We start from the raw sequence: 24,510 nt of genomic DNA, 5'->3' as shown, positions 1-24,510 counted from the left end.
CGGCGGTCGTCAGCCGAGCCGGTAGTTGCGCCAGCCGGTGCCGTGGTCTCGCACGACGGCCCCGGCCTGTTCGAGGCGGCGCAGCTGGTAGAGCACGGAGGAGGGGCTGGAAAGGCCGACGGCGCGGCCGATCTCGCGGACGCTGGGGGCCTCTCCTTGGTCGCGGATATGCGCGCGGATGCAGGCCAGGACCGCTTGCTGCCGGTCGGTGATGTCCCACGAGCGACGGGTCATGGCCGTTCCTCGGTGCGGCGGCGCAGGTCGGCGAGCTGGGTTCGGGGTACGTGTCGGAAGAGGCGGCGGGACAGCCCGATGAGGCGCCTGCGCAGAGCGGTGTTGTCGGTGGCGGGGGCCTGGGCGAGGGCGGTGTAGGTGCGGTTCCAGTCGCGCTGGGTCTCGACGATGTCGGGGGTGTGGTCAGTGGACGCCATACCCTCAGTAGATCATGTGTTCGATTTTCGATGCGAGCCGGAGATTTCGCCTGTCCCGACGGGGCGGAGCGCGCCCGCTGTCAGGTGCGGTCCTGGCCGGAGTCGGGCCGTCGGGCGCTGTCGTCGGGCACGGCGCGGGCCGCGGTGCGGGCCTGCTCGGCGTAGGTGCGGTGTTGCGCGGCCTGCTCGGCTCGGTTGTGTTGCGCATGGGCGTCGGCCAGCGCGTCCTCGGCCTCGGCCAGCTTCTCGAGCGCGGCCGCGGCATGATCCCGCAGCCGGGACGTCTCGGCCTCCAGGGCCCGGACCGAGGGCCCTTGCGCTTCTGCTCGCGCTGCGGAGATGGCCGTTTCCCGGTCGATGGTTCCCTGTTCGCGTCGGTTCGCCGAGGCCGAGCGGTCGACCGCGGCCCGAGTCCGCGTCAAGCGGTCCTGGCTGGCCGCGAGCAGGCTCTGTGCCCGGTCGATCTCCTCGTACGCGCGCTGCTGAAGACTGACGGTCGGCTCTCCCGAAGCCCGGGAGCGTTCGTCCAGGCGCTTCTCCCGGCCGGCGAGCTGGGTCTGCCACCCATCGGCGAAGGCTTCCCGCTCATCGGCGGCGCGCTCTCGCTCATCGGCGGCGGCTTCGCGTTCATCGGCGATGCGTTCGCGCTCGTCGGCGACCGCCTCCCGGTCATCGGCGCTGTGCTCGCGCTCATCGGCCCGCTGTTGCTGTGAGTGGGGCGCGGGCCCGTGCGGGTCCGGGGGGCGTGGTCCCTCGACGGCCGCGGATTCACTGTCCAAGGGGTCGGGCTCCATACCGGCAGTATCCCCCGCCCTCGGCGCACGGCGGATGCACGGTTTGCCGGACGGCGTGCCGACGTGAACCGCCCGTATCCCTCGGTCTTCCGGCCGTGCGCAGCGCACGGCCGGAAGACCGAGGGAACCGATGCGTGGTCCGGTCCCTGCGGTATTCGGCAATCACTCGTCCCGCGGGTGGCTCATGAGGCGCCGTCGAGGACTTGGCGCAGTCGATGCGCGAACTCGTCCGGCTTTCCGGGATATCCGAACTCCCCGTCGAGGAAACCGCCGTGATGGCTCGGGAACACGGTCACCCGCTGCCCGAGCAGCTCGGCGGTCGCCTCAGAGGTGCGTCCGGTCTGTACGTTCGCGGACTCCTCGCCCACCGCGATCACTACGCGGGTCGGCGCGGCGGCGATCGCCTCGGGGTCCGGCCGATAGCTGCTGATGGCCCATGACCGGTCGGACAGCAGCGGATCGTCACGCGAGCCGTCGTCCTCGGTCGGCATCCCGAACGCGGCGGGGTCGGCCGGGGGCTGCGCGAAGTACGCGTCGGTGAACTCGCCCTCCCACGAGGTCATGGCCACGAACGTGGCCATCCCGGCTCCCCATCCCCGCTTCTCGTACGCCTCCCGGAGGTCGTCCCGCGCACGCAGCGCCGCCGGGCCGTCCGGCGTGAGGGTGATCAGCGGCGGTTCGTGCGCGACCAGGGTGGTCACATCGGCGGGATACGCGGCCACTAGCGCGAGCGCGGTGACCGCTCCGCCACTGCTGGCGAACATCTCCACCGGTCCGGCCCCCAGGGCCCCGATGACGGCGTGCACGTCGTCGGCCTGGATCTGCGGCGTGTGCTCCACCCGCCCGTCCTTGCGCTTGCTGCGGCCCAGCCCGCGCGGGTCATAGGTGATCACTGTCCGCTCGGGGAAGCGCGCCGCGAGCGCGGCGAAACCTGTGGCGTCCATGGGCTGCCCGATCATGAACAGCGGCGGGCGCCCGTCAGTGGTCGGCAGCGGCCCGCGAACGTCGTAGACGAGGTCCGCGCCGGCTGTGGTGAGTGTGTGCGTCTCCATACCCGTACAGACGGGCCCCGCCCCGGAAACTCATCGGTTTAGCCCCGTCGCGGAAGCGCGCCACCACTCCAGGGCGGACGGGTCCGATCAGCCGAGGGACGCGCTCACGGCGCGCAGTTCGTCCAGGGCCGCAAGGACGTATCCGGCGAGTTCGTCCTTGCCGTCGCTCTCGCCCTCCGACCACTGGGCGAAGCCGCGCTTGAAGGCCAGCACGCCCAGTTCGCTCGCCAGGGCCGCGGTCGGGTCGGGCAGGCCGCGGGCGACCAGGGCGGCCGTCATCGCGGCGGCAAGGCTGACGGTCTTGAGGGCGTCGCGCTCCTGCAGCTCGGTGCTGGCGGCGACGGCCTCCTTCAGGCGCGGGGCGAGCTCGCGGTTCTCGGGCCCCATCGCGCTCGACGCGCGCTCGAGACCGGCGGCGACCGCTTCCAGCGGGGTGGCGGTGGCGGGGGCCTCGGCGATGCCCTCGGTCAGCAGACGGCTCAGCGTCTCCTGTCCGGCGACCAGCAGCTCGCGCTTGTCGGGGAAGTGCCTGAAGAAAGTGCTCTTGGTGACCCCGGCCCGCTCGGCGATCTGCGCGACCGTCGTGGCGTCGTACCCCTGCTCGGTGAACAGGTCGACTGCGGCCACGACGAGGCGCTCGCGTGCGCCTGGTTCCCACCTACCCATGGGGCCAGCATATGTGATGGGACTCTTGTCCCGTCACCTGGTAGCGTGTGACGGGACAAGAGTCCCATCACTTTCATCGCTTCCCATCGGTTGGGAGAGGATCTGCATGCGTGTCTTCGTCACCGGCGCCACCGGTCTGATCGGGTCCACCGTCGTCGCCGAACTGCTCAGCAACGGCCACACCGTCCTCGCACTCGCCCGCTCCGACGCCTCCGCGCGCGCCGCCGAGGCGGCCGGCGCCGAGCCGCTCCGGGGAGCCCTGGCCGATCTGGACGTCCTGCGGGCCGGCGCCGCGCAGGCCGACGGGGTCGTCCACCTCGCGTTCGGCAATGACTTCAGCAGCCCCGAAGCCCTCGCGCGGAACGTCGCCGAGGAGAGCGCCGCCCTCGCGGCCCTCGGCGAGGAACTCGTCGGCAGCAACCGCCCCTTGGTGACCGTTTCCGGTACGCCCCATGCGCCGGGCCGTCTGTCCACCGAAGCCGACCCGGTGCCGACCGACGGACCGGTCGGCGGTCGCGGCCTCGCGGTCACGGCGGTCCTGGACCTTGCCGCGCGCGGGGTCCGCAGTACGGCCGTACGCCTGCCGCGCACGGTCCACAACGAGGGCGCGGGCGGATTCGCCGGCCTGCTGACCGAAACCGCCCGCCGGACCGGGGTGTCCGGCTACCCGGGCGACGGCACCCAGCGCTGGCCGGCCGTCCACGCACTCGACGCGGCGGTCCTCTTCCGGCTCGCCCTGGAAGAGGCCGAAGCAGGCAGCGTGTGGCACGCCGTGGCCGACGAAGGAGACCAAGTGCGGGACATCGCCGCGGTCATCGGCCGACGGCTCGGCCTGCCGGTCGAGTCGGTGCCGGAGCAGACGTACGGCCCCATCGGCCCGATCTTCGCGACCGACCAGCCCTCCTCCAGCGCCCATACCCGCCAGGCCCTGGGCTGGGAGCCGAAGCACCCCGGCCTCCTTGAGGACCTGGAGAACATCAAGGCCTGACCGGCCGCCGACCGCATCCGGTCGCATCAGGTCGCGCACGACGCGTCTGCCAGACTGCTCGGGTGATCATCAGACTCGCGCAGGAGCGTGATCTTCCGGGTTTTCTCGCCCTGGCGGCCCAAGTCGAGCACTGGTTCGGCCCGATGGTCGAGGAACCCGGCTTCCATGACGCCGTGCGCGAGCACATCCGCCGGTCGACGGCGCTCATCGCCCTCTCCGCGCAATCGGACCTCATCGGCGGGTTGCTTTTCGACGCGAAGGCGCCCGTCTTTCACGTCGACTGGCTGGTGGTGGGGGAGAGCGGCCGCGGCACAGGTGTCGGTCGCGCGTTGATGGACGAGGCATCACGCAGGTTCGTGCGCGGGCCGGGCACCATCGAGGTGATCACCTTCGGCGCCGACCACCCGGGCGCTGTTGCCAGCGGCGCCCGCGTCTTCTACGAGCGGCTGGGCTTCACCCCGGCCGAGGCGGCGGAGCCGGGACCGGAAGGCGGGTCACGGCAGATCTACCGCCGGCCCGTCAGCTGACCGCCAGGCGCGGACCTCGATCGAGGCCGGGTCGAAACCGGCGGGCAGGCCGCTGACGTGGAGCGTGGCGCTGTCGCCGTCGCGCAGGTCGACGTAGTTGAGGTCGAAGCGGGCGCCCGGCGCCGGAGTCAGCGCGTGGACGAAGTAGGCGAAGCCCTTCGCGGTGACGGTCAGGGTCGCGGTGTGCGGGCCGGACGTGCGGGCGCTGACGTGGAGTTCGGGTTCGGGGAACGGGATGTCCTTGATCTCCGCGAAGAAGAGCCGGTTCGAGGGGAAGGCGCCGTCCGGGCTGTCCACCCAGGCGTATCGGTCCGCGGTCAGCTCAAGCCCGCTCGCCCGCCAGACCGCGGCCGAGGCGCCGGGGGCGAGGGTCGCGGTGACGTCCTGGCGCAGGTGGTCGGTGCCGTCGAGTCCGGCGACGGTGACGGTCGCGTCGGCGGTCACCTCGGTGCGGCCGCTGTTGCTGAGCCACAGCTCCAGGGCGTCGCCGTTGCGGCGGAAGCTCGCCAGGAGGGGCGCGTAGGCGCGGGCGAGATAGTGGTAGGACGCCTTGGGGACCAGGTCGTGGTCGATGACCGACCAACTGAAGCCGGGCCAGACGTCGTTGAACTGCCACACCAGCGTGCCGCCGCAGTGCGGGGCGCGGCGGCGGTAGTGCTCGACGCCGAACTTCAGGCCTTCGGCCTGGGAGATCATCGTGAAGTCCACGTACTGCTCGATGGTGTCGGGCAGCCCGGTCACGATCTCCAGTACGGCGTCGTGTTTGTCCTTGGGGTTGTCCTTGTTGTGGTGGTCGAAGGACGGGCTGTGCACGTGCAGTTGGTCCGCGGGCAGCCAGTGGCGCAGCGTGGCCAATTCGGGTGCGGCATGGATGCCGAACTCGCTGATGAACTTGCCGCGGTCCTCGGCGTAGCGCCGGTAGTGGCGCGATTGGCCCACGCTGTCGAAGGCGGGCTTGTCGGGGCCGATGGTCAGGCCGTGCCAGACCTCCCAGGCGTGCCGGTCGCCGTCCCGCACGCCGTTGACCGCCATCCAGCCCTCGTCGGGATCCTCGCCCCAGGGACTGCCCGGCCAGTACGGGGTCGCCCCGTCGAACGCCGCCACCGCGGCGGGCAGGACGCGGTGGAAGAAGTCGTGGCCCCAGTTGCCCGGCTCGTAGTCGCGGTAGACGACGCCGTGGATCGCCTGGACTTCGTTGTTGCCGCACCACAGCGCCAGGCATGCGTGGTTGCGCAGCCGTTTGACCTGGTACTCGGCCTCCTTGGCGACCTCGGCGGCGAGCGCGGTGTCGCGTTCGGGGTAGTCGACGCAGGCGAACATGAAGTCCTGCCAGACCAGCAGGCCCTGCGCGTCGCAGGCGTCGTAGAAGGCATCCTGCTCGTAGCTGCCGCCGCCCCACACGCGCAGCATGTTCATGCCGCCGTCCCGGGCCAGGTGCACCAGGTCTTCGATGCGGTCGGCGGTCACGGAGCTGATCAGCATGTCCGCGGGCACCCAGTTGGCGCCGCGGGCGAAGACGGGGTGGCCGTTGAGGAGGAAGTGGAACAGGCGGCCGCCCTCGGGATCGGCGCCGCGGTCCAGGGTGAGCATGCGCAGTCCGACGCGGTCGCTCGTGCGGTCCAGGACCGTCTCGCGGGCGGAGCCGTCCAGCAGCGTGATCGTCACGTCGTACAGGGCTGGGTCGCCCAGATCGTGCGTCCACCACAGCTGCGCGTCGGGGACGGTGATGCTGCCGTGTGCCGTTCCGTCGGTCAGCGGCAGGTCAACGCCGGTACGGCGGCCCGAGGGCGAGGCCAGTTCGACGCGCGCGGTCAGCGGGGCGTCGGTGGCGAACGCGTCGGCTTCCACCCGCACGTTCACGCGCGCCGAGCCGTCCGCGCCGATCGCCGCCGTACGAACATGATGTCCGGTGAGCGCGGCCGTACGCTGCACCCGCAGTTCGACCGGCCGGCTGATGCCGATCGAGGGCACCCGCGGTCCGAAGTCCCAGCCCCAGGAGAACATCGGCTTGCGGCGCCCAGTGGCAAGACCGCGCAGCTGTGAGGCGCTGGCGGCGGCGTCCTCCCGCGCCGTGTCCCCTGTGTCGGACCCGGCCGCTGATCCGGCGACTGATCCGGCGACCAGGGCACGGAAGCGCTGATAGAGCTCGGTGGCCGAGGCAGGCACCTGCAGCCCCCGCAACGGCGGTGAGAAGCGCAGCAACAGGGTGTTGTGCGGGCGCAGTTGCCCGGTGACGTCGAACTCCGCGGGCCGGAACATGTTCTCGTGATGGCCCAGCGGCTGCCCGTTCAGCCAGAGGTCGACGACGGTGTCCAGGCCGAGGAACGCCAGCAGCGCCCGCTCGTGCCCGGCCAGGGCGGCAGGCCCCTCGAAGGAGGTGCGAAACCACCACTCCCGCTCCTCGATCCAGCGGACGCCGTCCTCGTTGCGATCCCAGTACGGGTGCTCGATGCGGCCTGCCGCCAGCAGCGCCTCGTGGACGCCGCCGGGCACCTCGGCGGGCAGCCAGCCGTCGGCCGGCAGGGCGGATGCGTCCTGTCCGAGTGCGGTGCCGAGCACCTCGAAATCGTTGATCTGCACGGTCTTGCCTTCTTCCGGCTTCGGGCGGTCCGGGGGGGGCGGTTCCGGATCGCGTCTTTCTGTCAGCTGGTTCAGGTGCGGGTGATCGGGGCGGCCCGGCCGGGCGCGGCCTCGCGGCCGATCTCCGGGACCCGCAAGATGGCCGCCGCGCCGAGCAGGCCGAGCGCTGCCAGCGTCAGGAACAGCGCCGGATAGCCGCCGATGGCGAGCAGCGCGGGCGCGGCGAAGGGCACGAGGGACTGCGGCAGCGAGTTGGCGATGTTGATGATGGCCAGGTCCTTGCCGGCGTCCTCCGCGCTGGGCAGCACGCGTACGCACAGCGCCAGGTCGACGGCGAGGAAGGTGCCGGTCCCGACGCCGAGGACCGCGGAGGCGACGTAGACGGCGGCGATGCTGTCCGCCGCCGCCATCAGCACCAGGCCCAGTGCGGCGGTCAGGCCCGCGAACACCACGAACGGCAGCTGCCGCCGCAGCCGGTCGGACAGGTAGCCGGCGATGACGCTGACGGCCGCGACGGAGACGAGGGTGACGGCGCTGATGCCGAGGACGACCGAGCCGACGTCGCCTTTGGAGATGTCGAAACGCTGCATCAGGAAAAGGGTCGTGTAGCCGACGGCGGCGTGCGTGGCCATGATCAGGAAGCGCACCAGCCAGGCCCAGCCGAAGGCCGGATGCCGCCAGGGGTTGAACCAGAACGTGCCGAGGAGCGTGCGCAGATTCAGCGGTGGTTTCGGCGCCGTGCTGCGCGGGTCGCGCAGCAGCAGCACCGCGAGGACCGTGAGGCCCACGGACGCGATCGCCACGGACAGCCATTGCAGGGAGCCGCCTGCCGGGAACGTGTTGGCGAGGCCGATCCCGGCGAGGGGGCCGATCGCGGCGACGGCGCCGACGAGGCCGGAGACGCCGCCGCGCCGTGCGGGCGGGATCTGGTCGGCGAGGATGGCGTTGTTCGCGGCGAACTGGAAGTTGCCGACCACCTGGGCCAGGCTCCACAGCAGGGCGACCTGCCAGACCGCCGTGGTCGCGCTCAGTGCCGTGAGCACCAGCGCCAGGGCCAGCGATCCGGTGAGCATCCAGGTGCGCCGTCGGCCGAAGCGGGCCCGGGTGCGGTCGGAGGCCCGGCCGGCGATGGGGTTGGACAGCAGGGCGCACAGGGCGCCGATTCCCGTGACCAGACCGAAGGCCTTGTTGGCGCCGTCGCCGGCCATCTCGTCCAGGCGCAGGGCGAGCAGTAGTTGCAGCGGGGTGAACACGGCGATGCAGAAGCCGAGTTGGGTGGCCAGGAGCGCCGGCACGAACCGGCGCAGGGGAGTGGCCTGGCCGTCGGGTGCCTTCGACCCGACGGCGGGAGGGGCAGGGGTCATCGTCATCGGCACTCCTTCGCGCGGCTGAGATGCGCGCTGTTCCGTGCGGGACGATGGGAAGCTATGCATATTGAGAAGGCTTGTCAATCGAGAAGTCTTCTCACTTTGATAGGATCTCCCCGTGGGACTCAGGGAGAAGAAGGCGCAGCGGGTACGCGAGACGATTCACCACGCGATGCTCACGCTCGCCGAGCGCGACGGATACGAGGCGGCGACGATCGAGCAGGTCGCGGAACGGGCGGAGGTGGCGATCTCCACGGTCTACCGGTACTTCGCCAACAAGGACGCGATCCTGCTCGACCCGGTGGAACGCGACGTCGGCGCCTACGCCGCCCTCTTCCGGGCCCGGCCCGCGGGCGAGGACGTGGCGGTCTCGCTCGGCTGGACCGTGCACGCGATCCTCGACCGCACCCCGGAGCGGCGCGCCGCGGTCCGCCGGCTGCGCGCCCAACTGGACCACGCGCCGGGGCCGAGGGCGCGCTTGTGGGACATCCTGCACCGCGAACAGGTGTTGCTGGAGGACGCGATCGCCGAGCGCAGCGGCAGGGACCAGCTGTGGAACGCGGCCGCCTCCCACCTCACCCTCATGATCGTCAGGATGGCGGGCGACCACGAACGCGGCAGCCTCGACGACACGGCGCCCGCGGACTACGGGGACCGGATCATCGCGATGCTGCGGGGCCCCGACAGCCCGCTTCCCGTACGCGACTGATGTGGTGGTCCCGTCGTCTCGCGGGCTACTTGAACTCGATTTCGACGAACGCGAGAGGTGACGTGCCGGCGTTGACGACCTCGTGCTCGCCGCCGGCCGGGCGGGTGTAGGACTCGCCTGCCCTGAGCTGCGAGGCGGTGACCGAGCCGTCGGCGCTGATCACGTCAGTGCGGCCGTCGGTGACGGGGACGACGACGTAGTCGTACGCGTGGACGTGGTGGCCGGTGCTCTGTCCGGGTTCGAAGTCCCAGCGGGTCACGCGGGTCCTTTCGTCCTCGTGCTGAAGGGTGGCGCGGGCTGAGGCGGTCATGGTCGTTCTCCTTGTTTCCGGTGGCTCCAGGCGCTGCGCAAGCAGCTTGCGGGCAGTGCTCGCCGGGGCAGGTTAATCGGCTGGCCTGGCGATTCGCCGTCGAGGCCGCCCGTGCGCGCATCCCAACACGTCCTCGCTATTGACTAGTTACACCATGCCTACTTACGTTTTACGCCACGTCAAGTAAGCGCGCTGCAGCTTCCCGCGGCGACGTATGCCTGCGGGCGACTTCGGCGTTGGTCGCGGGCCTGCACATCGGCATCGCGTGACTCTGCCCCTCTCCTTCGTGGCGGCCGCTCTCGGCCTGTTCCCACCACGACCATCGGATCCGATCGACGCAAGATCGAGCAGAAAGAGGCCGCCGGATGAAACGACGCCCCCTGACCGCACTGCTGGCTGCCGTGATCACCACGTCTGTCGCCGTGGCGACCGCGCCGGGCGCCGGCGCCGCACCGGCACCCGGCCCCGGCGGCCCCGGCAGCGCGGCCGGTCAATCCGAGGACCACACCAAGCGCTACAGCGGCCCCGAGGGTGCCCTGCGCTATCAGGTGCACGTGCCGCCCGCCCAAGCCGCGGGCCGGCCGCTGCCGGTGGTGGTGTCCCTGCACGGGTGCGCGATGACCGGATTCGGCCTCAACTCCATGAAGGCCACGACGAACCTCAACGCCCTGGCAGACGAGAAGGGGTTCCTCGTGGTCTATCCGACGCAGGACACCCTGAGCGGGCTTCCGATGAACTGCTGGCGCGGTGCCAAGCCGGAGCACCAGCGGCGCGGGCACGGCGAACCCGCCATGATCGCGGGCATCGTCAAGGAAGTCCTGTCCGACTACGACGCCGATCCCAAGCGCGTGCACGTCAACGGAGCGTCCTCCGGAGCGGGTACGGCCGTCATCATGGGCGTCACCTACCCCGACATGTTCGCGACGGTCACCTCGGCAGCCGGCGCAGAGTACGCCGTGAACGAGGCGGACCCCGAGGATCCCGACGAGGTCGGGCCCGTCGACACGGCCAAGCGCGCCTGGGCGCAGATGGGACGCAGGGCCCGGCCCGTGCCGGTGCTCGTGGTGCAGGGCGACAAGGACAAGGTGGTGAAGCCGTTCCTGGCGGACCGCCTGGTGACGCACTGGGCGGCCATCGACGACCTGGCGATGAACGGCCGCCTCGACGGGCAGATGGACGACAAGGCCGACAAGGTCGTCAACGTCAGCCCGCCCGGGCTCAAGTCGTACACGCACAAGAGCTACTTCCCGCGTACGGGCGGCCGTTCGCTGGTCGAGTACATTGTCGTCGCGGGCATGGAGCACCGGTGGCCCGGTCCCGGCAGCGGTGCGTTCGTCGACAACAACGGCCCGGACCTCGCCCGGGTCGCGTGGGACTTCGCCGCCCCCCGGACACTTCCGTGATCCGGACCGACCACGAGGCAGCGCCGGCGTGAAGACGCCCGGGAGGGAGGCCGCCGCCGATGGACACCGAGGCGCAGCCGCAACGCCGGACCCGTATGTCCCGGGAATCGCGCGGGGCACAGTTGCTCGACGTGGCCGAGGGGCTGTTCGCCACCCGGGGCTTCGAAGGCACCTCCATGGAGGACATCGCGCGCGAGGCCGGGGTCTCCCGGCCCGTGGTCTACGCGCACTACGCGACCAAGGACGCCGTCTACGTGGCGTGCGTGCGCCGGGCCCGGGCCGAACTGGAGTCACAGGTACGCGAGCCCGAGATCATGATCGAGGCCGGTGCCGACATCGGGGTCGTCATGCAACGGGCGGGCGAGGTCTTCTTCTCGCTGCTGGAAAGAGACCCTCAGCGGTGGATGGTGCTGTTCAATCCGAGCATCGCCCTGTCGAAGGACCTCGCGGAACAGCTGACCGAGATGCGCCGGCACACCATCGAGCGGATCGCGCAGATGGTCGGGCACATCTCCTCCGGGGACCAGGAGCAGGACCTGGCCCTGGCCTACGCCATCAGCGGCGTGGGGGAGCAGTTGGGCCGCTGGTGGTTGGCGAACCCGGACGTCCCGCGTGAACGGGTGATCGCCCTGTACCGCGACTTCATCACCGGCGGCCTCGCCGCGGGGCTCGGCCGCGGCGAGCACTGACAGCGGCCCGCTCGGCGGACCGGGCGGAATTTCTGGCGGACTGCGGCAAGTTCGAAAAAGAGATCGCCAAGGAGATCCGCACCCGGCAAGTTCACGCCGGCCGGGCCGGAGGAAGAGGAGCAGAACGCTGCACACCACCGGCGAGGACGCCTCATGAATACACCGCCCATGACCGCGGCCCCCCGGCGGACCATGTGGCCGCTGTACGCCGCCGGATTCACCACTGCCTTCGGCGCGCACGGCATCGCCGCCAACCTCGGCGGCTTCTCCGAGGACGCGGTCACCTCCCTGCTCGTCCTCGGCGGACTGCTTGCCCTGTACGACGGCGCCGAGGTCCTGCTCAAGCCCGTCTTCGGCACGCTCGCCGACCGGATCGGCGCCAAGCCCGTTCTCCTGGGCGGCCTCATCGCCTTCGCCGGCGCCTCCGCGCTGTACGCCGTCGCCGACAGCCCCGGCTGGCTGTGGGCCGCCCGCCTCGGCCAGGGTGCGGCTGCCTCCGCCTTCTCCCCCTCGGCTTCGGCCATGGTCGCGCGCCTCAACCCCGCCGCCAAGCGAGGGCGTGCCTTCGGCAGCTACGGCTTCTACAAGTCCATCGGCTACACGCTGGGCCCGCTCCTGGGAGGCGTGCTGGTGTGGGCGGGTGGTCTGCGCCTGCTGTTCACGGTGATGGCCGTGTGCTCAGTGGCCGTTGCCGTATGGGCCGCACTGACGGTGCCCGTCGTACCGCCGTTGCCCCGCAAGCGGCAGACCGTGGCCGATCTCGCCCGCCGCCTGGCCGACCCGTCCTTCCTCGCGCCGACCGCCGCGCTCGCCGCCGCCACCGCCGCTCTCTCCGTGGGCGTGGGCTTCCTGCCCGTCTCCGGAGCCGCGGCCGGGCTCGGCACCGTGGCCACCGGCGCTGCCGTCTCCGTCCTGGCCGCCACCGCCGCCGTCGTCCAGCCCAAGGCCGGCCGCGCCCTGGACGCCGGGCGCCTGACCGCACGTACCGGACTGCTCACCGGCCTTCTCGTCACCGCCGCCGGCCTCGCGGCCGCCATGCTGCCCGGCCTGGCCGGTGTCCTGTTGGCCGCCGCCCTCATCGGCAGCGGAACCGGGCTGATCACCCCGCTAGGCTTCGCGGCCCTGGCCGCGTCCACTCCGGAGGAACGCATGGGCCAGACCATGGGGTCGGCGGAGCTGGGCCGCGAACTCGGTGACGCGGGCGGCCCGCTGCTCGTCGCCGGCGTCGCCACCCTCTCGACCCTCACCTCCGGCTACGCGGCCCTCGCCGTCCTGGTGGCAGCGGGCCCTCTGCTCGCCCTGGGGCTCCGCTCGCGCACGGCGCAAACGCTTCTCGGCGCGCGGAGATCACGGCCTTGAGAACCGGACACCGCGCGTGTCCCCGGCTCAGCCCGCTCCCATATCGGCCGAGAGCCAGTGCTCCGGCCGCATCCGGACCACGGCGTGATCGGAGAGCTCGGCCTCGGCCCATGCCACATAGCTGTCGAGCGCGCCGCCCTCCAGATAGCGGCTCGCCAACTCGCGGTGAACGCCACCAGCCGGCTCGGCCACCTCGACGACGGGCCCCTCGGCCGAGACGTACCTGACCGTCGGCGTCGTGCGCTGCACCATCAGACTGAAGCGGCCTGTGGCCTTGATCCGCTGCATCTTCCGGGAGTTCACGCCCGTGAGGATCCAGGGCAGACCGCCGGGCTCATAGGCGTACCAGATCGGGACCAGCAACGGCCCGCGCGCGTCACCGGCCGCGACCCCGAAGGCGGCCACATGAGGCTCGGCCAGGAACTGCTCGCGTTCTTCCCGTGAAAGCGCCATGCATCGACGGTAGGCGCGGCTACTGACAACGGCATCGCGAGAGCTGCCCAGCCTGCGGGCGAGCCCCAGACCTCCTTGCGCCCCGGACCACGGTCAAGGCCAACGCCTGGCACGACGGGCCGCGCGGCCGGTCTGCCGGCCACCACGAAACGGGGAGAGACCGACATGATCAATAAAATGATCGTGACAGCCGGTGACGGCCTACTGGCCCCGGGCATCGCCACGGGTGCCGGAATCCAAGACCTGGGTCAAGATCCCGGGCGCGGGGGCCCGGGAGTATGCCAAGTGGGGCGGTGAATGCTGACGGCACGGCACGGCACCAGGGTCGTGTCTACCGCGAACGCTCGCCCTCCGGCACCGCCATCCGCGGCAGCCGGGGCTCCACCAGTGGACGGAACAGTTTCCGTACCGGCGGAGTCGAGAGCAGGAACACCGTGGTGATGACGCCGACGGTCAGCAGGAGTTGGCCGGTCGCGCCGAGGTTCTTGAGGAGCGGGTACAGGCCCGCGGCCTCGCCCGCGCGGATCAGGAGACCGTGCAGGAGATAGGGGTACATCGTGGCGGCGCCGAGCGCGGTGAAGACCGTACGACGGCGGGGGACGCAGGCGAAGAACGCGGCCACCAGCACCGCGCTGAGCGCGAAGAGGCCGATGCGCACGGCCAGGTACCGCGGCCATCCCACGTCGAGCACCGTGTAGTCGGCGTCCATGGACAGCCAGTGCTCGTCGGGTGCGGGGATCAGCACGTACGCGGCCACCCCCGCGCAGACCAGCGCCGCCACACCACAGCGGCGCGCGGTCCTCGTGCGCAGCACGGCGAAGTGCTCCGGGCGCAGGCGCAGGCCCAGGACGAACCAGGGCAGGAACATCAGCACGCGCGGAAGCGCCAGGTCGTAGCCCATCGTCGTCAGGCCCGCCGCGAGGGAGAGCAGGACGGCGATCGGCACGGGCCAGCGGATCGCCCGCCAGACGGGTGTGCTCAGCCGCCACAGGAACAGGGCGATGAGGAACCAGCACAGGTAAGTGGGTTCCGTGGGAGTGAAGGCGTACGGCTCGCCCCGCACCACGCTGTTCGTGGCGGAGTAGGCCGCCTCGAACAGGAGGTAGGGGATCAGCACCCCTTCGATCAGGCGGCGCACCTGGTCGGGGCGGCCGGTGAAGCGCTGCGAGAAGTAGCCGCACAGCAGGATGAACGCCGGCATGTGGAACGCGTACACCAGAGTGTGGACCGCCTGCAGCACATGCGTGCCCTTGACGATCTGTTCCCAGGAGTGGCCGAGGGCGACCAGCACGATCAGCAGGAACTTCGCGTTGTCGAAGAACGGGTCCCGCGTGTCCTGCGGGTGCGGGCTCTCCGGCTTGTCCCGCGGGCGCCGCAGGTCGAGCGGGTCGGCGGCGGGCGTGCGCATCGGCACACGCATCGGCATCCGCATCAGGCCTTCGACCTCCCCGCCGTCATGGGCTCCACCGGCTGCCAGGCAGCGAGGCGACCTCCTCCGCGCGGGGCATGGGTCCAGTACAGGCGGCCGTCGAGGCCGAGCATGGTGAGGGCGACGCCGCCCGACGCCAGCGCGGCGCCCGACGGCGCACCCGCCGGAAGGACGCCGGTGTGGTTCCACTGCGGCTTGCTCCTGGCTTTGCCCGGCGAGCCCCACGCCGTTGCGACATCGCCCGTGGCGGTCCGGGCCGCGAGCAGGACACTGCCCGAGTCGTCCGAGGCGGCACTGACCGGGCCGTATCCGCCCGCCCCGCCGAGCTCGGTGACGGCCGTCGACGGGTGCGTGGCGGACGAGCGGCGCACCCGGCCCGGCCCCGCCGACGAGGAGGTGAGGCCGTCCGCGTGCAGGAGGGCCGAGCGCACGTTCCCCGAGTTGGGAGCGCGGTAGAAGACCCGGACACCGTCGCCGTCCGACCGGAGGGTCAACGGCAGGGTGGTGGCCCCAAGCCCGGTGGCCAGCGGGCCGCGCACCGGCGCACCGGGCCGGTCCTGGATCCAGGCCAGGACGCTGTGCGGGGTGGCGGCAAGGACGTGGACCCTCCCGGCGCGATCCCTCGCGGCGACCGGATCGCCGTGCACCGCCTCGCCGCCCAGGCTGCGCCAGGGTGTCCACGTTCCGTCCGGCTGCTGGAGGCGTGCGGTCAGCCGGTGGCTGCTGTCGCGCAGGAACACCGACATCGTGCCGTCGTCGTGCACCACGGCCGCGGGCGCACTGATGTCGTGCGTACCGACCTCGTCGGACAGCTCCGGACTGCCCAGCGACTGCCAGGGACCGAAGGCTTTGCCCGGGGCCTGCTGAACGATGAATCCCACTTCCTTGCGGTAGTCGGCCGGATGGTCGCCCAGCAGCGTGCGGGTACCGAAGACGGCGATGCGTCCGTCGGGCAGGGACACTGGCCGCACACCGGTATCCATTCCGGTCTCCGCATGGAGCACGGGCCCCGTCCACCGGCCGGCTTTCCACCGCGCGCCGCTGCCGCCCGTCCGGTGCCAGTGCGCGATCCGGCCGTCCAGTACGGCGAAGGCCCACAGGCTGTCACCCTTCCCGGTGAGCAGCCAGTCGGCGCCGCTCTCACCGGCGTGGTGGATGCTGTGCGACCAGCGGGGCTTGGGGCTCGCGGCGACCTTGAGGTCACCGCAGCCCGCCGCGTCCTTGCAGGCGTTGTGCGGGGCATCACCCCCGGCGTACGTCTCGAGGGTGCGCGCCTTGGACGCGCCGGAAGCGGGGTCGAGCGTCTGGGGCAGACCGCCGTTGAAGTAGCCCATGTAGGTCTGCACGGAGAAGTGCGGACGCGATCCGGAGGCGGCGTACCGGACGAGTGCCTGCTGGACGAACCGGGCGCCGAACCGGTGATCCTGATGGTCGGAGCACTTGAGATTACGGTCCAGACGCCCCGGCGTCGGGTTCTGCATCCGCACCTGCGTCGGCCCGAACCGCTCCAGATAGCCGACCAGGGTCTGGATCAGCTGTTCCTTGGTGTACGAGAAATCGCGGGTGACCACACCACCTTGCGCCAACTGGGAGCCGAGCACACCGACCCGCCCCTCCCACAGCCCGTGCAGGCTGTGCGGGCGGTCGCCGGAGATGCTGCCCGCCTCGTGCAACAGCGTCCACACGAGTTGGATGTGGGGGTACCCCTGCAAGGTGTCGAGCTCCGCCTGCCCGCCGCCCGCGGTCGCGATGACCGAGCGCTGCCAGGGGTGGCCCGGCTGTCCGGTGACCATCTCCGCGTAGGCGGCACGAATGCCGTTCTGCCGCGCCTTGGCGAACTTGGGCTTGTCGGGCGCGGGACGGGCGATGCCCCGGCCCGCGCTCGTCCGGGGCCCGTTGACGCCGTTGGACTCGCCGGACGTCAGATAGATGGTGACCAGGGGCCGACCGCTGCGCAGCGACTGCCCGACCTCCGGATTGATGAAGAACAGGTCGTCGTCGGGGTGCGCGACGATCTGCACGACCGCTTCCTCGGTCACGGGCTGCGGCCCGGAGGCCGCCCACGTACCCGAGGGGGCTGCCGTGTCCATGTCGGGTGACTGGTGAGGTGTGACGGGCGTGCTGCCGGGGTCACTCTGCGCGCGGACGGCCATGCCTATGCCGATCCCTGCGGGCGTCATGACACCCAGGACGGTGGCCGCGAGAACATGGCGACGCGTTGCGCGCGCCAGAATGCGCTTTTCGGGGGGCATGGATGGTCTTGCCTTATCTGAATCCGACGAACCGGCCACTCGGCCTCGGTCCGCAGCTGCCGCTTGCCGCTGCGAACTCCTTGATCACAAAGGAGGATGATGTGCGGATGCCCCGGGTTGTCCCCAGTGATCTTCCTCACGGCGCCGGAGGGGGCTCTGCCAGGCTCTTTGCCCTTGAGGGGAGAGCGCCGGGCTTCTACGGCCCGGGAGTGATGACGGGCTTCGGCCGGCCCCTTGGCGGGCGGCGGTGCGGTGGGTCCGGTGGGTCCGATGGCGCACGGCGGCTGCCACGGGTGGCGTGCTCAGAAGTGGGCGGCACGAATGCTTGTCATAAAGCAACGAAGTGGGGGAAGCCGAGAGGCATGGCGGTCGACGTAAATGTTCTGCTGGAGCAGTTGGAAGCGACGCACAGTCATGCCGGCGAGCTGATGGTGAGGGCTCGTCAAGCGTCCGACGAGAGCCGACTGTTCCGCAAGCTCAGCCGCGAGGGGCGTATCAAGCGGCGGCCCTCGCTCCGTACGGTCGTCCGGGCGCAGCCCCGTGTTGTGGCGCTGCCGCCGCCTGAATGCGCCCCGGCACAGCACGGGGCGACTGCACTGACCGGTACTGCACTGGCCCGTGCGGAGCCCCACACGCCAGAGGTAGAGGGATTGCGGCGGGAGGTCGCACAGCTGCGTGAGGCGCTCGCCGCTCGGCCGGTGGTGGACCAGGCGCGCGGCGTGCTGATGGCCGTGGGGAGCTGTGGAGCTGAGCCTGCGTGGGATGTGCTGGTAGAGACCTCGCAGCGCACCAATACCAAATTGCGGCGGGTTGCCGAGATGGTGGTGGCCAGCGCCGAGGGGCAGAAGATTCCTGAGCCCGTAAGAACGCAGTTGCGGCGGTCGATGGCCCGGCGGTCCGCCGCTCAGTGACCTCGCTCCGGCGCCAGGGCGTCCAGGGCAAGCCCGCTGTTCGAGGAGCTCTCTTAACCCGGTCGTCCGGCGAAGAAGTCCGCGAGGCCGGACGTGAGTGCCTCGGGGGCCTCTTCTGCCATGTGGTGCCCGGAGTCGATGCCGTGACCCCGCAGATCCGGTGCCCACTGCCGCCAGATCTTCAACGGGTCCCCGTACAGGTCTTCGAGGTCGTCCCGGAGTGACCAGAGGATGAGTGCCGGGCACCGGATCCGGGTTCCGGCGGCGCGGTCGCCCTCCTCGTGCCGGCGGTCGACGGTCAGTCCCGCACGGTAATCCTCCAGCATGGCCCGCACCACGTCGGGGTTCCGCATGGCCGCGCGCCACTCGTCGTAGTTGTCCTGGCCCATGCGGTGCGGGTCGCCGCGGTACCAGCTGTCCGGGTCCGCGTTGATGACTCGCTCGGGGATGTCCGGCTGGGCGAAGAAGAACCAGTGCCACCACTGTGTGGCGAACTCGGCGGTGATGCGGGAAAGGTGCTCGCTGATGGGCAGACAGTCGAGCAGCGCTGCCCGCGAAACCGTGTCGGGATGATCGAGCGCGAGGCGCAGTGCGACTGCTCCACCGCGGTCATGCCCGGCCAGTGCGAAGCGGACATGACCGAGGGAGCGCATGACCTCGACCACGTCACTTGCCACAGCCCGCTTGGAATACCCCGTGTGGTCTGCGGTGGGTGCCGGGCCGATGGACCGGCCGTACCCGCGGAGGTCGGGACAGACGACGGTGAAGCCGCGCCGGACGAGGAGGGGGGCGACCCGATGCCAGGTCGCGGATGTCCGGGGGTGTCCGTGCAGCAGCACCACCGGCGGTCCCTCTCCGCCGTGGCGGACGAAAACGGATGCTTCATCTAGTTGAACTCGGCTGACCTCGAAGTCCTCGAACAAGATCTGAACCTTCCGCCCCTGGTGACATGTTGCCCACTGCACAGATGATCACGGGGTCCGTCGCGCTCACCGTCCTCTCCTCATGCCCCCGGAAGTTCCGGGTACGACACGCCCTCACCACGCCGCCGCCTCCCCGGCCGATCGTGGTGATGGCGACGACGAGCGGCAGGCGGTCAGGAGCGGGGTGGCGGTGAGGGTGAGGGCGGCGGCAAACTCCTTGGACCGCACGGTCAGCGCTGTGATCGACTGAGGTCATGAGCCTGTCGGTGGATGTCTTCGTGGTCGGCGCGGATGGTGAAAAGCAGGTGCTGGACGTTCCGGAGGGCTGCTCGGACTCCGCGGGTTTCGAGAGCTGGCGCACGCGTGTGTGGGGCGCGCCGGTGGTGCGGTCGTTGGGGGCAGGCTTCTTTCCGGTCCTGGCCGACGCCGACCTGCACCTTGATCCCGGGCAGGTCCCGGCGTTCCTGCGCGAGTGCCTGCTGCTTCGCGAGAACCTGGACAAGATCGTCGCAGGTACGGAACCCGTTCGGTCGACCGCGGAGCACCGGGCCGCGATCTGCGACCGGCTGTCGATTATCGAGGAGGCGGCCCGGCGAGCGCTCGCGATGGGCGGGGGAGTCCTCATCTGGTGAGGTGCGGGCAGAGACGGTACGGGCATACGCGAACTGGGGCTCCTGGAATCGGCCGAAGGGCAACTGCGGCTGACACGGCGTGGACTGCGGCACCGACGTGATCGTGCAGCACTTCTTCGGCCGCCAGGCGGGCGACGCACGGCTCACCGCCTTCGGCCTACGGATACGAGTACACCGGCCGCGTACGTAGCAGCGCGCGCAGCATCCCGGCGCCCGCCGCCACCGCTGCGAGGTGCAGTACCGCCGCGACTGCGAGATTCTCCGGCAGGGACGCATCGGCCGGCTGTGCGAGCGCCAGGTACAGCGTGAACGCAAGCTTCCACCCACTCCAGGCGAACAAGGAGCCCGAGCCGAGCCAGCCGAGCATCATCGGACCCCACCGTGGGAGGTGCGCGGGCCGGCCCCGAACGGCAGCCCAGGTGGCGCCGGACGCCACGTACGCCCAGGTCCCGAAGACGGCGGACAGCGCATACCAAGCAGGGTCGCGCTCGCCGCGCCGGTCGACCCCCGCGGTGCCGCCTGCCGCCCAGTACAGCCAGATCGAACCGACGACGACAGCGACCACGGCCACCGCCGACGCCCCGCGCGAGCTCCGCCCGCCGTCCCCAAGTCGCCCCGCGAACACGTCAGGCCAGCGCCGCCGCAAGTACGCGGGCAGCGCGATGGCCAGCCCCAGCCCCATGCCCACGAAGCCGGACTGAACCAGCGCGGCCTCCCACACCGGCATCGACGGACCGGCGTCACTCCTGGCCTCCGGACTGCCCTCCGCCGGGCCCAGCAGCCAACTGAGAACGGCGTAGGGCAACACCGGCACGAGAAACCCCGTCCCGACCCAGGCGCAGAAGGCCAGCGGCGCTCCCGGGATCCGCATCCCCCACGGCCGCACCAGCGCCAGCGCCACCACGATCCCCACCGCCGCCATGCCGATCGTCGCGCTGTTGAGCACCACCCACTCGGCCTTGCCGAACCCGGCCCCGACCGGCAGCAGCCCCAGGAGCGCACCGGCCACCCACGACACCTTGATCAGCAAGTAGGGCGTCAACGCCAACGCTGCCCCATACGCTGCGACCCGCCCGACCCGATCCCACCGATTCCACCGATCCCACCGATCCACCCGAACTCCCCCTCCGCACGACGGAGTTCGAGCCTCACCGCTCAGCGCCCCCAGAGCATCAACCGCCGGGCGCATCCAGGTCATCACTCCGGGGGAGCGAGCATCAGCCGACGGAAGCACGTAGCACGCCCCACCCTCACCGGCCCGAACTGCTCCACGGAACCGCGAGCGCAGGCATGATGGCGGTCATGGCCCACCTCGCCCGCCGCATGTTCGAGCTCCTGGAGCCGATCTGCCTGGTCACCTTCTTCGCCGACGAGTGCAACCAGGAGCTGGCCGCGCTCGGTCACCGCACCTACTGGGACGGCTACTTCGCCAGCCGCGCCGCGCCGCTGGGCCGGGTGCCGGCGGAGGTCGTGCACGCGGCCTTCTACAGCTTCGCCGACGGAGAAGCCGCCCGGCACATTCCAAGCGCGTGGCAGACGATTGCGCCCGAGGCGTCCGTCGCCGCGCGGGAGCGGGGCAGTGCGGCCTCCCTGCGGCGGATTCTGGGCGAGGAACTGGCCGGTTCTCCGGGGCTGGTGCGCGCCGCCGACCTGACCACCAAAGCGGCGACAAGCGCACCCATGGAAGGGCGGATGATGTACGCCGGGATGCGTACCCTTCCCGTGCCGGAAGACCCGGTCGCCCGGCTGTGGCATGCGGCGACCATGCTGCGCGAGCACCGCTGTGACGGGCATATCGCCGCTCTGGTCGGCGCGCGCATCGGCGGCACGGAGGCCCACGTACTCGACGCGCTGGCCCAAGGCATCGACCCGCCGGAGTCGTTCGGGCGCATCCATCACCTGCCCAAGGAGCGGCTGGAGGCGGTCATGGGCGGCTTGCGGGAGCGCGGGCTCATCGACTCCGAGAGTCGCTTCACCGAGGCAGGGCGGGGGACCAAGCAACGCATCGAAGCCCTGACCGACGAGCTCGCCGAACCGCCGTACGAGGCCCTGACTCCCGGAGAGCTCGACGACCTGGTCGCCGAGCTCGAACCCATCACGGCGAGGCTGGTGGCCGCCGGCTCGCAGTGATCTGAGGGGCGGCCGATCACGGGGGCCTCCGACACCGCGTCGCTCTCACCGACACCTGATCACGCAGGTCGTGCTGTTGTTGCCGCTCATGCGATGGGCGGGGGAGTGTGGGTTCCGGTGGCGCCCTCGGCGTGTGCTTGTGCTGCCTGCGCAAGTCTCGCGACCGCCCGGGTCAGTTGGCTCGGAGGGAGCGTGTAGGGCAGTCGGATGTTGCGTTCGAACGCGCCCCCGATCCCGAATCGTGGTCCGGCCGCGATGGTCACTCCGTGGTCGGGTGCCATGGCTGCCAGCCGTGAGCTGACGGGCTGGGGGAAGGTGGCCCAGAGCGTCAGGCCACCGGCCGGTTGCGGGGCGTGGACGTCCGGCAGATGCTCGGCGAGCGCTTGGCGCAGGGCGTCGCGTTGCGTACTGAGTTGCCGGAGGGCGTCCGGCCGCTGGGTTTGGTGGCCGTTCAAAAGGACCGCTGTGGCGAGCTGTTCGACGACGGGGGTGCCCAAGTCTGTTGTGGGGCGGGCCTTTTCGACTCGCTCCAGGAGCGAGGGAACCGCGCGAATCCAGCCGGTGCGCAGGCCGCCCCAGACGCTCTTGGACACCGAGCCGATGCTGACGGCCGTCGGCATGTGCAGGGCCAGGGGTTCGGGGTCGGCAACGCCCAGCGCGAGATCGGCCATGGTCTCGTCGACGATCGTGGGACACGGGAGACGGAGCTGTCGGCGCACGCTCGTGGACATGCACATCCCGGTCGGATTGTGGAAGTCGGGGATCAGGTACGCCAGGTTCGCGCCGCCCCCTGCTGCTCGGAGCTGCTCGGTGTCCCAGCCGTCCGGCGTCACGGCGACGGGCAGCAGCCGGGCGCGCGCGTGAGTGAACGTCGTGATCGCGTGGGGGTAGGTCGGATGGTCGATGAGCACCTTGTCGCGTGGCGACACGAGGACGCGCGTCAGCAGGGCGAGCGCGTGCTGCGCGCCGTTGGTGATCAGGATGTGATCGGGTCGGGTGGGCAGGCCTCGCCGCTGATACCAGCGGGCGACCGCTTCGCGCAGCTCGGCGATGCCGTAGCGGTCGTAGCCATGCCGCTCGAAATGCCGTGGCAGCTGTTCGAGCGCGGTCGCGAACGCGGCATGGAGGATCTCCACGGGCGCGGCCGGCGCCGCGAAGGACAGGTCGATGGTCTCGGCGTCCGTGCCGACCGGCTGCCGGGGTGTCTTGTCATCGGGCAGCCGCACCGTCGCTCTGGTCCGCGCCTGTGTGGCGAGGTACCCGTGCTCGACCAGCGTGCGAAAGGCTGCCCCGACGGTGGTTCTGCTGGTGTCGAGCGCGACCGCCAGGTCACGCTCGCTCGGCAGGGCCGCGCCCAGGGAGAGGCGTCCGTCCAGTACCAGCAGGCGCAACCGGTCGGAAAGGCGCTGGTGCGCCGGCCCCGGCCCCTCCTGCCACGTTCCCAACATCCGGGCGACCGCGTGCGAGCTGACCTTCACCCGACCAGCATAAGCAATCTGGCTATGGAATCCGGGTCCAGATCGCCCGGAGACTCGCCGCATGACCTCTCCCGCTCCCGCCGCACACACCTCGGATCCGGCTCGTCGCAACTCCTTCGTGCTGCCGCGCATGAACGCGGTCGCCCAGGTCCGGGCGGGCAGGAAGACGCGACGGATCCCCCAACTCCTGCTCGGCCTGGTGGGATACGGGGCCGCCGTCATGCTGCTCGTGCGGTCCGGGCTCGGTGCTGCCAGCTGGAACGTGCTCACAGAAGGCACCGCCAACGCGCTCGGCATCTCGTTCGGTTGGGCGACCAACCTGATCGCGCTGCTGGTACTCGTCGCCTGGATTCCCCTGCGGGAGCTGCCCGGGCTCGGCACGCTCCTCAACGTCGCGATCGTCGGCTTCGCCGCCGACGCCACCGCGATGGTGCTCCCCGATCCGCAGGGGCCGCTCGCCGTGATCGGATACCTGCTCCTCGGCCTTGTCGCACTGGCCTTCTTCGACGCGCTCTACCTAGGCGCGCAGTTCGGGTCGGGGCCGCGCGACGGCATCATGACCGGACTCGTCCGGCTCACCCGCCTGCCCGTCGCGCTCGTGCGTACCGGCATCGAAGTCACCGTTGCCGTGGGCGGGTGGCTACTCGGGGGAACCGTCGGGGCCGGGACCGTCCTGATCGCCTTGTGCATGGGGCCTCTCGTCGGCTACTTCCTGCCGCTGGTGGCGGTACGGCTGCCTGCCGCATCCGCACCCGCATCCGCATCCGCATCCGCATCCGCATCCGCATCCGCATCCGCACCCGCACCCGCACCCGCATCCGCATCCGCACCCGCACCCGCACCCGCATCCGCACCCGCACCCGCATCCGCACCCGCACCCGCACCTGAGGGCACATTCGTTGACCTTCCAAGGTCAGGGCCCGGCGCGTGACGTCGGCCGGGGCCCGCCTCAGAGCTGGTTGCGCCACCAGGGAGTATCGGGGGAGTCGGCGCGGACGATCTTGGACCGTCGCACGATCTTGTGGTCGAGTTCCCTTACGCGGGACCGGAGTTCGCGCGCCGACTTCTTCGGCAGGGCATGAAGGATCTCTTCGAGGTGATCGCGTGCGTATCCGGGATCGCATCCGCACTCGGGGATCCCGCACCCGGCGGACGAGAAGGGATCTGCCACCTGCCTCAGCGGCCCGTGTGCCAGTGCGGCCCAGTGCCAAAAGGCCTTGGCGGTGTCTCCGGGGTCGAAGCGTGCGAGTTCCAGACGCCGGACGGCGGCTTGGCAGGACCCCGACAGCCGATTGATCGGCGGGTAGGAGTAACGGAAGTAGTAGCGGGAGCGGGCGACGGGCAATTCGGCCCGCACCGCGGACGGGCGCCTACGCGGCATTGCCCTTTCGGAGGAGAGTCATGGGCGGCACGATACCGCCGGCGCT

At 70.9% G+C, this 24,510-nt stretch carries 25 protein-coding genes; 10 read left to right on the top strand and 15 right to left on the bottom strand.

Features of this window, described 5'->3' with window-relative positions; all coding sequences use genetic code 11:
• Positions 1–9 precede the first annotated feature (9 nt).
• From ABZ906_RS07680 to ABZ906_RS07660, 5 genes are all read right to left on the bottom strand, one after another.
• Positions 10–234: a hypothetical protein gene (locus ABZ906_RS07680; RefSeq protein WP_361378773.1), complete on the bottom strand. Its 225-nt coding sequence runs from the start codon at positions 232–234 to the stop codon at positions 10–12.
• Positions 231–431, bottom strand: coding sequence for a hypothetical protein (locus ABZ906_RS07675; RefSeq protein WP_361196222.1), 201 nt, complete (start codon positions 429–431; stop codon positions 231–233). Before ABZ906_RS07675 ends, ABZ906_RS07680 begins: the two co-directional genes overlap by 4 nt.
• An 80-nt stretch (positions 432–511) precedes the next feature.
• On the bottom strand, positions 512–1,210 hold the full coding sequence (locus ABZ906_RS07670) for a hypothetical protein (protein WP_361378770.1): 699 nt from the start codon (positions 1,208–1,210) through the stop codon (positions 512–514).
• Positions 1,211–1,407: 197 nt separating this feature from the next.
• On the bottom strand, positions 1,408–2,277 hold the full coding sequence (locus ABZ906_RS07665) for an alpha/beta hydrolase (RefSeq protein WP_361378768.1): 870 nt from the start codon (positions 2,275–2,277) through the stop codon (positions 1,408–1,410).
• An 87-nt stretch (positions 2,278–2,364) separates the two neighbouring features.
• Entirely contained in the window at positions 2,365–2,943 is a 579-nt protein-coding gene (locus tag ABZ906_RS07660; protein WP_361196227.1) for a helix-turn-helix domain-containing protein, read from the bottom strand.
• A 106-nt stretch (positions 2,944–3,049) separates the two neighbouring features.
• Between ABZ906_RS07660 and ABZ906_RS07655 the strand changes: the two genes are divergently transcribed.
• Together ABZ906_RS07655 and ABZ906_RS07650 are read left to right on the top strand one after the other, a co-directional pair.
• Positions 3,050–3,931: an SDR family oxidoreductase gene (locus ABZ906_RS07655; protein WP_361378765.1), complete on the top strand. Its 882-nt coding sequence runs from the start codon at positions 3,050–3,052 to the stop codon at positions 3,929–3,931.
• A gap of 62 nt (positions 3,932–3,993) precedes the next feature.
• On the top strand, positions 3,994–4,458 hold the full coding sequence (locus ABZ906_RS07650) for a GNAT family N-acetyltransferase (RefSeq protein ID WP_361378762.1): 465 nt from the start codon (positions 3,994–3,996) through the stop codon (positions 4,456–4,458).
• Here the strand turns inward: ABZ906_RS07650 and ABZ906_RS07645 are convergent.
• Together ABZ906_RS07645 and ABZ906_RS07640 are read right to left on the bottom strand one after the other, a co-directional pair.
• Positions 4,426–7,038 (bottom strand): glycoside hydrolase family 2 protein, encoded by a 2,613-nt coding sequence (locus ABZ906_RS07645; protein ID WP_361378759.1) that lies wholly within the window; start codon positions 7,036–7,038, stop codon positions 4,426–4,428. The genes ABZ906_RS07650 and ABZ906_RS07645 overlap by 33 nt on opposite strands.
• A gap of 71 nt (positions 7,039–7,109) precedes the next feature.
• Positions 7,110–8,408 (bottom strand): MFS transporter, encoded by a 1,299-nt coding sequence (locus tag ABZ906_RS07640; RefSeq protein ID WP_361378756.1) that lies wholly within the window; start codon positions 8,406–8,408, stop codon positions 7,110–7,112.
• A gap of 115 nt (positions 8,409–8,523) precedes the next feature.
• On the opposite strand from ABZ906_RS07640, the gene ABZ906_RS07635 reads away from it, so the two are divergent.
• Positions 8,524–9,114, top strand: a complete 591-nt coding sequence (locus ABZ906_RS07635; RefSeq protein ID WP_361378753.1) for a helix-turn-helix domain-containing protein — start codon at positions 8,524–8,526, stop codon at positions 9,112–9,114.
• Positions 9,115–9,139: 25 nt separating this feature from the next.
• Here ABZ906_RS07635 and ABZ906_RS07630 read toward each other — a convergent pair whose 3' ends face one another.
• On the bottom strand, positions 9,140–9,424 hold the full coding sequence (locus tag ABZ906_RS07630; RefSeq protein WP_361378750.1) for a cupin domain-containing protein: 285 nt from the start codon (positions 9,422–9,424) through the stop codon (positions 9,140–9,142).
• Between the two features lie 365 nt (positions 9,425–9,789).
• On the opposite strand from ABZ906_RS07630, the gene ABZ906_RS07625 reads away from it, so the two are divergent.
• The 3 genes from ABZ906_RS07625 to ABZ906_RS07615 all read left to right on the top strand — a co-directional run bounded on the left by ABZ906_RS07625 (position 9,790) and on the right by ABZ906_RS07615 (position 12,875).
• Positions 9,790–10,827, top strand: a complete 1,038-nt coding sequence (locus ABZ906_RS07625; RefSeq protein WP_361378747.1) for a PHB depolymerase family esterase — start codon at positions 9,790–9,792, stop codon at positions 10,825–10,827.
• Positions 10,828–10,886: 59 nt separating this feature from the next.
• On the top strand, positions 10,887–11,516 hold the full coding sequence (locus ABZ906_RS07620) for a helix-turn-helix domain-containing protein (protein ID WP_361196241.1): 630 nt from the start codon (positions 10,887–10,889) through the stop codon (positions 11,514–11,516).
• Positions 11,517–11,708: 192 nt separating this feature from the next.
• Positions 11,709–12,875: an MFS transporter gene (locus tag ABZ906_RS07615; RefSeq protein ID WP_361381311.1), complete on the top strand. Its 1,167-nt coding sequence runs from the start codon at positions 11,709–11,711 to the stop codon at positions 12,873–12,875.
• A 27-nt stretch (positions 12,876–12,902) separates the two neighbouring features.
• Here ABZ906_RS07615 and ABZ906_RS07610 read toward each other — a convergent pair whose 3' ends face one another.
• The 3 genes from ABZ906_RS07610 to ABZ906_RS07600 all read right to left on the bottom strand — a co-directional run bounded on the left by ABZ906_RS07610 (position 12,903) and on the right by ABZ906_RS07600 (position 16,937).
• Positions 12,903–13,328, bottom strand: a complete 426-nt coding sequence (locus ABZ906_RS07610) for a pyridoxamine 5'-phosphate oxidase family protein (RefSeq protein ID WP_361378744.1) — start codon at positions 13,326–13,328, stop codon at positions 12,903–12,905.
• 331 nt (positions 13,329–13,659) lie between these two features.
• The gene (locus tag ABZ906_RS07605; RefSeq protein ID WP_361378741.1) at positions 13,660–14,760 is read right to left on the bottom strand and encodes an acyltransferase family protein; all 1,101 of its coding nucleotides are present in this window, start codon (positions 14,758–14,760) and stop codon (positions 13,660–13,662) included.
• Positions 14,760–16,937, bottom strand: coding sequence for a PIG-L family deacetylase (locus tag ABZ906_RS07600; protein ID WP_361378738.1), 2,178 nt, complete (start codon positions 16,935–16,937; stop codon positions 14,760–14,762). Before ABZ906_RS07600 ends, ABZ906_RS07605 begins: the two co-directional genes overlap by 1 nt.
• Before the next feature lie 434 nt (positions 16,938–17,371).
• On the opposite strand from ABZ906_RS07600, the gene ABZ906_RS07595 reads away from it, so the two are divergent.
• Complete coding sequence (locus ABZ906_RS07595) at positions 17,372–17,920, top strand: ANTAR domain-containing protein (protein ID WP_361378735.1); 549 nt, start codon at positions 17,372–17,374, stop codon at positions 17,918–17,920.
• A gap of 53 nt (positions 17,921–17,973) precedes the next feature.
• On the opposite strand, the gene ABZ906_RS07590 is transcribed toward ABZ906_RS07595, so the two are convergent.
• Positions 17,974–18,843 (bottom strand): alpha/beta hydrolase, encoded by an 870-nt coding sequence (locus tag ABZ906_RS07590; RefSeq protein WP_361378732.1) that lies wholly within the window; start codon positions 18,841–18,843, stop codon positions 17,974–17,976.
• 254 nt (positions 18,844–19,097) lie between these two features.
• Here ABZ906_RS07590 and ABZ906_RS07585 point away from each other — a divergent pair, with 254 nt between their 5' ends.
• Positions 19,098–19,475: a hypothetical protein gene (locus tag ABZ906_RS07585; RefSeq protein WP_361378730.1), complete on the top strand. Its 378-nt coding sequence runs from the start codon at positions 19,098–19,100 to the stop codon at positions 19,473–19,475.
• Positions 19,476–19,632: 157 nt separating this feature from the next.
• Here ABZ906_RS07585 and ABZ906_RS07580 read toward each other — a convergent pair whose 3' ends face one another.
• The gene (locus tag ABZ906_RS07580; protein ID WP_361378727.1) at positions 19,633–20,517 is read right to left on the bottom strand and encodes a hypothetical protein; all 885 of its coding nucleotides are present in this window, start codon (positions 20,515–20,517) and stop codon (positions 19,633–19,635) included.
• Between the two features lie 260 nt (positions 20,518–20,777).
• On the opposite strand from ABZ906_RS07580, the gene ABZ906_RS07575 reads away from it, so the two are divergent.
• Entirely contained in the window at positions 20,778–21,605 is an 828-nt protein-coding gene (locus tag ABZ906_RS07575; RefSeq protein ID WP_361378724.1) for a MarR family transcriptional regulator, read from the top strand.
• A gap of 86 nt (positions 21,606–21,691) precedes the next feature.
• On the opposite strand, the gene ABZ906_RS07570 is transcribed toward ABZ906_RS07575, so the two are convergent.
• On the bottom strand, positions 21,692–23,083 hold the full coding sequence (locus tag ABZ906_RS07570) for a PLP-dependent aminotransferase family protein (RefSeq protein ID WP_361378721.1): 1,392 nt from the start codon (positions 23,081–23,083) through the stop codon (positions 21,692–21,694).
• A gap of 61 nt (positions 23,084–23,144) precedes the next feature.
• On the opposite strand from ABZ906_RS07570, the gene ABZ906_RS07565 reads away from it, so the two are divergent.
• Positions 23,145–24,014 carry a hypothetical protein gene (locus tag ABZ906_RS07565; protein WP_361378718.1) on the top strand — a complete coding sequence of 290 codons (870 nt, stop codon included), beginning with the start codon at positions 23,145–23,147 and terminating at the stop codon, positions 24,012–24,014.
• An 18-nt stretch (positions 24,015–24,032) separates the two neighbouring features.
• On the opposite strand, the gene ABZ906_RS07560 is transcribed toward ABZ906_RS07565, so the two are convergent.
• The gene (locus ABZ906_RS07560) at positions 24,033–24,464 is read right to left on the bottom strand and encodes a hypothetical protein (RefSeq protein WP_361378715.1); all 432 of its coding nucleotides are present in this window, start codon (positions 24,462–24,464) and stop codon (positions 24,033–24,035) included.
• Between the last annotated feature and the right edge of the window lie 46 nt (positions 24,465–24,510).

Source organism: Streptomyces sp. NPDC046925 (genome assembly GCF_040644915.1).
In the GTDB taxonomy this organism is placed as follows: Bacteria; Actinomycetota; Actinomycetes; order Streptomycetales; family Streptomycetaceae; genus Streptomyces.
This window is presented reverse-complemented; position numbering and strand designations above follow the sequence as displayed.

Bases quoted from the DNA above. Each gene is read 5' to 3' on its own strand.
- ABZ906_RS07680 (WP_361378773.1), bottom strand. From the start codon at position 234: ATGACCCGTCGCTCGTGGGACATCACCGACCGGCAGCAAGCGGTCCTG.
- ABZ906_RS07675 (WP_361196222.1), bottom strand. From the start codon at position 431: ATGGCGTCCACTGACCACACCCCCGACATCGTCGAGACCCAGCGCGAC.
- ABZ906_RS07665 (WP_361378768.1), bottom strand. From the start codon at position 2,277: ATGGAGACGCACACACTCACCACAGCCGGCGCGGACCTCGTCTACGAC.
- ABZ906_RS07660 (WP_361196227.1), bottom strand. From the start codon at position 2,943: ATGGGTAGGTGGGAACCAGGCGCACGCGAGCGCCTCGTCGTGGCCGCA.
- ABZ906_RS07655 (WP_361378765.1), top strand. From the start codon at position 3,050: ATGCGTGTCTTCGTCACCGGCGCCACCGGTCTGATCGGGTCCACCGTC.
- ABZ906_RS07640 (WP_361378756.1), bottom strand. From the start codon at position 8,408: ATGACGATGACCCCTGCCCCTCCCGCCGTCGGGTCGAAGGCACCCGAC.
- ABZ906_RS07630 (WP_361378750.1), bottom strand. From the start codon at position 9,424: ATGACCGCCTCAGCCCGCGCCACCCTTCAGCACGAGGACGAAAGGACC.
- ABZ906_RS07625 (WP_361378747.1), top strand. From the start codon at position 9,790: ATGAAACGACGCCCCCTGACCGCACTGCTGGCTGCCGTGATCACCACG.
- ABZ906_RS07620 (WP_361196241.1), top strand. From the start codon at position 10,887: ATGGACACCGAGGCGCAGCCGCAACGCCGGACCCGTATGTCCCGGGAA.
- ABZ906_RS07615 (WP_361381311.1), top strand. From the start codon at position 11,709: ATGTGGCCGCTGTACGCCGCCGGATTCACCACTGCCTTCGGCGCGCAC.
- ABZ906_RS07610 (WP_361378744.1), bottom strand. From the start codon at position 13,328: ATGGCGCTTTCACGGGAAGAACGCGAGCAGTTCCTGGCCGAGCCTCAT.
- ABZ906_RS07605 (WP_361378741.1), bottom strand. From the start codon at position 14,760: ATGCGGATGCCGATGCGTGTGCCGATGCGCACGCCCGCCGCCGACCCG.
- ABZ906_RS07600 (WP_361378738.1), bottom strand. From the start codon at position 16,937: ATGACGCCCGCAGGGATCGGCATAGGCATGGCCGTCCGCGCGCAGAGT.
- ABZ906_RS07595 (WP_361378735.1), top strand. From the start codon at position 17,372: ATGGCGGTCGACGTAAATGTTCTGCTGGAGCAGTTGGAAGCGACGCAC.
- ABZ906_RS07585 (WP_361378730.1), top strand. From the start codon at position 19,098: ATGAGCCTGTCGGTGGATGTCTTCGTGGTCGGCGCGGATGGTGAAAAG.
- ABZ906_RS07575 (WP_361378724.1), top strand. From the start codon at position 20,778: ATGGCCCACCTCGCCCGCCGCATGTTCGAGCTCCTGGAGCCGATCTGC.
- ABZ906_RS07565 (WP_361378718.1), top strand. From the start codon at position 23,145: ATGACCTCTCCCGCTCCCGCCGCACACACCTCGGATCCGGCTCGTCGC.
- ABZ906_RS07560 (WP_361378715.1), bottom strand. From the start codon at position 24,464: ATGCCGCGTAGGCGCCCGTCCGCGGTGCGGGCCGAATTGCCCGTCGCC.